This window comes from Mangrovibacter yixingensis (assembly GCF_020523985.1).
Classification (GTDB): Bacteria; Pseudomonadota; Gammaproteobacteria; order Enterobacterales; family Enterobacteriaceae; genus Mangrovibacter; species Mangrovibacter yixingensis.
The window spans coordinates 1-5,031 of record NZ_JAIVKM010000019.1 but is presented as its reverse complement, the minus strand read 5'-3'; the positions used below and the strand labels follow the sequence as shown (position 1 = coordinate 5,031).

General features: G+C 46.2%; 5 protein-coding genes and 4 tRNA genes. 2 read left to right on the top strand and 7 right to left on the bottom strand.

Annotated elements, in window-relative coordinates:
- From LC084_RS23130 to LC084_RS23110, 5 genes are all read right to left on the bottom strand, one after another.
- A partial coding sequence (locus tag LC084_RS23130) for a GTP-binding protein (protein ID WP_009484166.1) occupies positions 1 to 134 on the bottom strand: 134 nt, incomplete at its 3' end.
- Between the two features lie 112 nt (positions 135 to 246).
- Positions 247 to 322, bottom strand: a tRNA-Thr gene (locus LC084_RS23125).
- 6 nt (positions 323 to 328) lie between these two features.
- Positions 329 to 403: transfer RNA gene (locus LC084_RS23120), tRNA-Gly, on the bottom strand.
- A 114-nt stretch (positions 404 to 517) separates the two neighbouring features.
- A tRNA-Tyr gene (locus tag LC084_RS23115) sits at positions 518 to 602 on the bottom strand.
- Between the two features lie 9 nt (positions 603 to 611).
- Positions 612 to 687 (bottom strand) — tRNA-Thr (locus LC084_RS23110).
- 336 nt (positions 688 to 1,023) lie between these two features.
- Between LC084_RS23110 and LC084_RS23105 the strand changes: the two genes are divergently transcribed.
- Positions 1,024 to 1,527: a GNAT family N-acetyltransferase gene (locus LC084_RS23105; protein ID WP_226574619.1), complete on the top strand. Its 504-nt coding sequence runs from the start codon at positions 1,024 to 1,026 to the stop codon at positions 1,525 to 1,527.
- 227 nt (positions 1,528 to 1,754) lie between these two features.
- Positions 1,755 to 2,681 (top strand): type I pantothenate kinase, encoded by a 927-nt coding sequence (gene coaA / locus LC084_RS23100; protein ID WP_226574617.1) that lies wholly within the window; start codon positions 1,755 to 1,757, stop codon positions 2,679 to 2,681.
- 32 nt (positions 2,682 to 2,713) lie between these two features.
- Here the strand turns inward: coaA and birA are convergent, their stop codons facing one another.
- Both birA and murB read right to left on the bottom strand, forming a co-directional pair.
- Complete coding sequence (birA, locus tag LC084_RS23095) at positions 2,714 to 3,676, bottom strand: bifunctional biotin--[acetyl-CoA-carboxylase] ligase/biotin operon repressor BirA (protein ID WP_226574614.1); 963 nt, start codon at positions 3,674 to 3,676, stop codon at positions 2,714 to 2,716.
- Positions 3,673 to 4,701, bottom strand: coding sequence for a UDP-N-acetylmuramate dehydrogenase (gene murB, locus LC084_RS23090; RefSeq protein ID WP_226574612.1), 1,029 nt, complete (start codon positions 4,699 to 4,701; stop codon positions 3,673 to 3,675). Before murB ends, birA begins: the two co-directional genes overlap by 4 nt.
- Positions 4,702 to 5,031 lie beyond the last annotated feature (330 nt).

Sequence of the window (5,031 nt, the reverse complement as noted above, 5' to 3'; positions counted from 1 at the left end):
CGAGCGGAACCACCGTAGGTTTTGGCCAGAACGGTAGTGATTGCAGCAGTCAGGGTTGTTTTACCATGGTCAACGTGACCGATAGTACCGACGTTGACGTGCGGTTTTGTACGTTCAAACTTTTCTTTAGACATCGATTGTCCCTCTAAGACACGGATAAATCGGTGATATCACCACATCAACCAGGCATTAGGCCTGAATTAATTGAATTTTAAACAGAAGAAAGCAGGAAGGGAGAATAAGAAGTGGTGCTGATAGGCAGATTCGAACTGCCGACCTCACCCTTACCAAGGGTGCGCTCTACCAACTGAGCTATATCAGCACATCTTGGAGCGGGCAGCGGGAATCGAACCCGCATCATCAGCTTGGAAGGCTGAGGTAATAGCCATTATACGATGCCCGCACACTGGAACTCGGCTACCTGATTTTTCTGTCGGAATTACGAGAGGATTTCTCTCAGCATTCGGGTCGCTTAATCTTTTAAACGCCCCGGGCAATACTTATGCATTGCCGAAATTGGTGGTGGGGGAAGGATTCGAACCTTCGAAGTCGATGACGGCAGATTTACAGTCTGCTCCCTTTGGCCGCTCGGGAACCCCACCCGAACTTGATGGTGCCGACTACCGGAATCGAACTGGTGACCTACTGATTACAAGTCAGTTGCTCTACCTACTGAGCTAAGTCGGCATCAAGTAGCGCGCATTCTAGGAACACATGCCTCGTGATGCAACAAAAAAATCGCATAAAATGTTCTATCGCTCACATTTTGCACTACACATCGCAATTATGACTACTTTTCAGCCTCAAGAGCTCAAATATTCCTCGGTTAGTTCGCCATGGAAACATTAAAGAGGTTGGATACTCGATTTTCCTGTGCATCAGGGCAGTGCATTTTTTATACAAAAGGTATGCCGTAGTGCAGAAAAAAAACTGCCAGGTAATTTCTTCTGCTTAATCAACGCATGAGATATGGATCACATTTTGCATTTCTTCACCTGATTACATGTGATGGAGGTTAATGCCATGAATATTATTCCGCTGAGCCCGACCATGTTATCTGTCTATGGTCGACAGCTATCCGACACGCTCCCTGATGCATTGCATACAACACAATCTGTGCCACGTTCAGGTGAAGTGTCGGGCATAAAAGATGCTATTAGCCAAGGACAGCTACTCATGTGGATTGCCCGAGATGAAGATGGTATTGCCGGTTCCATTCAATTAAGGTTGGCGCAAACTGACGATGCGATAAACCGAGCGGAAATTAATGCTCTGGTTGTTCATCCACGTTGCCGCCGAAAAGGCATCGGCCGTCATCTACTCGAAACATTGGAAAATGCTGCCCGTACGCATAAACGAGGATTGATCTGCCTGGGAGCCAGAGCAGGGTCTGGTGCTGAGCTATTTTATCGGGCGCAGGGCTACCGCTGTTTGGGAGAACTGCCGGACTATACGTTCTCTCAGCAAAATGGGTTCTCATCTTCCATGATTTATTACAAACGGCTGTTTGCTGCCGCTGCTTTCTGACCCTTCCAGCAAAACGAAAAATTGATCTCAGGTGATGCTTTCCTCTGAAAGCATCACCTAAACTTATTTTTTCTTATTATCCGACGTCATCTGGTGATACCCTCCAGACCATTATCAAAATAACTTTTTCTCGGTGTGCCTTGTATCGGCCGCAGACTGGCTGGCTTTTCCAGTGCCGAATTTCATTGCAACGATCAGGTGCATCAACGAAACAAGAGTATATGTAAATGACTCCTTATCTACAGTTTAACCGGAGCCAGTGGGCTGCACTTCGCGATTCAGTTCCCATGACACTGACCGAAGGTGAGATTGCGCGGTTGAAAGGCATCAATGAAGACCTTTCAATGGAGGAAGTTGCTGAGATTTATTTACCACTTTCTCGTTTACTTAACTTTTATATCAGTTCAAACCTGCGCCGCCAGGCTGTGCTGGAACAATTTTTGGGAACAAATGGACAGAAGATTCCTTATATCATCAGTATCGCTGGAAGTGTTGCTGTAGGTAAAAGCACCACAGCCCGTGTATTGCAAGCGTTGCTCAGTCGTTGGCCTGAACACCGACGTGTAGAACTCATCACTACAGATGGTTTTTTGCACCCCAATGAAGCACTGAAAGAACGCGGGCTGATGAAAAAGAAAGGGTTCCCTGAATCCTATGATATGTACCGGCTGGTCAAATTTGTTTCAGAGCTTAAATCCGGCGCCCCGGAAGTTAGTGCACCTGTCTATTCTCATCTCATTTATGATGTTATTCCTGACGGGGATAAAACAGTCTCACAGCCTGATATATTAATTCTTGAAGGGTTGAATGTCTTGCAAAGCGGCATGGATTATCCTCATGCACCACACCATGTATTTGTTTCAGACTTCGTGGATTTTTCTATTTATGTTGATGCCCCAGAAGAACTATTGCAAACCTGGTATATCAATCGCTTTTTGAAATTTCGCAAGGGCGCTTTCACCGACCCAGACTCATATTTCCATAATTACGCTCAGTTAACTGAGCAAGAGGCAATTAACGTTGCCACACAATTATGGAAAGAAATCAACTGGTTGAATCTTAAGGAAAATATTCTACCTACCAGAGAAAGAGCCAGCCTGATTTTGAGCAAGAGCAGCAATCATGCAGTAGAGCATGTAAGATTGAGAAAATAAAACACGACAAGACAGGGGGAAGTCCCCCCTGTTTACATAACTCCTCGCAGTGAAATTTCGCCCCCCATCCAAGGGGTTATCATGCCATTTTGTTCCAGCATCAACGCGCCCTGATCATTAATACCTCGAGAAATACCCGTAATTTCTCGTTCTCCGATGATCAATTTGACTGGGCGATTAATAAAGTTATCCAGCTTTTCCCAACGCGACAAAAAAGGAGCCAGGCCATGAGCTTCAAAGATCAAAAGCGCATCACGTAATGCATTGATCAGGTAAATAGCCAGTTGGTTACGGTCGATTGAGACACCTGCTTCTTGCAAGCTGATCCACCCCTGGTTCACAATGCTGGACTCAACATTTCGCATTGCCAGGTTGATCCCCGCACCACTGACGATATGTGCTGCATCGCCCGTTTTTCCTGTTAATTCAGTTAAAATACCTGCAAGTTTGCGATCATGCAAATAGAGGTCATTAGGCCATTTGACGCGAACCTGGTCAGCACCAAGGGCATGGAGCACCTCAGCCATGACAATACCAATTACCAGACTGAGGCCTACAGCCGCTGCCGGGCCTTGTTCTAGTTTCCAGTACATGGAAAGGTAAAGATTCGCTCCGAATGGTGAAAACCATTGGCGCCCACGACGCCCTCGCCCTGCCTGTTGATATTCAGCAATACAAACATCGCCCGAATTAAGTTCGTCAATACGCTCAATAAGATACTGGTTCGTCGAATCAATAACAGGTAGTACAGTTACATTCCCAGCAGTGACACCAGCCTGAACAATATCAGAGCGAAGCAGCTGGATAGGTTCTGGAAGACTGTATCCCTTGCCCGGTACTGTGAAAACATCAATACCCCAATCACGCAAAGTCTGAATATGTTTATTTATTGCTGCACGGCTCATTCCCAAACGTTCGCCAAGCTGTTCGCCAGAGTGAAATTCACCATCAGCCAGAATAGATATAAGCGTTAATGGTACTTTATTATCCTTCATGCAATCGTCTCCACAGCACTGACTTCACCCTGACGACCTATGAAGCGCACTTCGGGTTCCAGCCATACATTGAATTTTTCACCTACCAGCTGACGCACTTTATGTGCCAGTCTGACTACATCTTCGCTGGTTGCATTATCATCATTAACCAATACCAGCGCCTGTTTCTGATGCACTGCAGCCCCCCCTACCCGAGAACCTTTTAGCCCACACTGGTCGATGAGCCAGCCAGCAGCCAGTTTTACGGATCCATCTAATTGGGGGTAATGAGGAATTGTAGGGTAATGCTGGATCAGCGTTTCTGTAGTGAGAGTGTCCACTACAGGGTTTTTAAAGAAGCTTCCTGCGTTACCCTGAATGGCGGGGTCTGGTAACTTCGTCCGACGCATGTGGCATACTGCATCAAATATTTGCTGTGGCGTTACACTGTCTTTTGCCAGTTGAGTTAAATCACCATATGTAATTAATGGTACCCACTGTTTAGGCAGCTGAAAACCTACGGCAACAATAGCCACTCGGTCTTTATATTCGTGTTTAAAAATACTATCCCGGTAAGCAAACTGGCATTGTTCTGCATTCAGTCGGAAAACCTCGCTTGTCTGCAGATTAATGCAGTCTACGTAAGCGCAAACATCTTTTATTTCGCGACCATATGCCCCGATATTTTGAATAGGTGATGACCCGACACAACCTGGTATCAGAGCAAGATTTTCCAGGCCGGGTATTCCTTGCTGCAAAGTGAACTCCACTAAATGATGCCAATTTTCTCCTGCACCGACATGTAATAGCCAGTTATTGCTGTCCTCTTCAATGCGAATTCCTTCGATACGGTTAAGAATCACCGTACCAGAGAAATCATCAAGGAACAGGAGATTACTACCTTCTCCTACGATCAGAGCAGGTTGTTGTGCGCTCTGCGCACTCTGCCAGGCGGAGACGATATCTGCCGCTGAATCTGCGATAACGATATGTTGCGCAGAGACATCAATGCCAAAGGTATGAAATGGTTTTAACGTATTGCTCATGGACGCTCTTCCTGCTGACTGATCGCAATTAGTGTAACCGATTCATGGTGTAATGGCTTGTCACAAGAAGGATTTTGATGTTTGTCAGACAGGTGACTGGATACAGCGAGCAAGGCACTATCCTGTGGAATATTCACCGGTAAATCATGTATTTTCAGAGAGTAAAAGTAAGGTGGGTACCGACCAGAAAGTCTATCTGGTGGTGTACTGATGGATACGGGGCACAAAGAACTTCCGGTTTTCACTGTGAGCACGTCTTAACCGGAGAGTGGCTGTTGATGAATGCCCCCGTGTAGTGGCCACGCAACGCTCACTGCTTTGTCCCGCTCT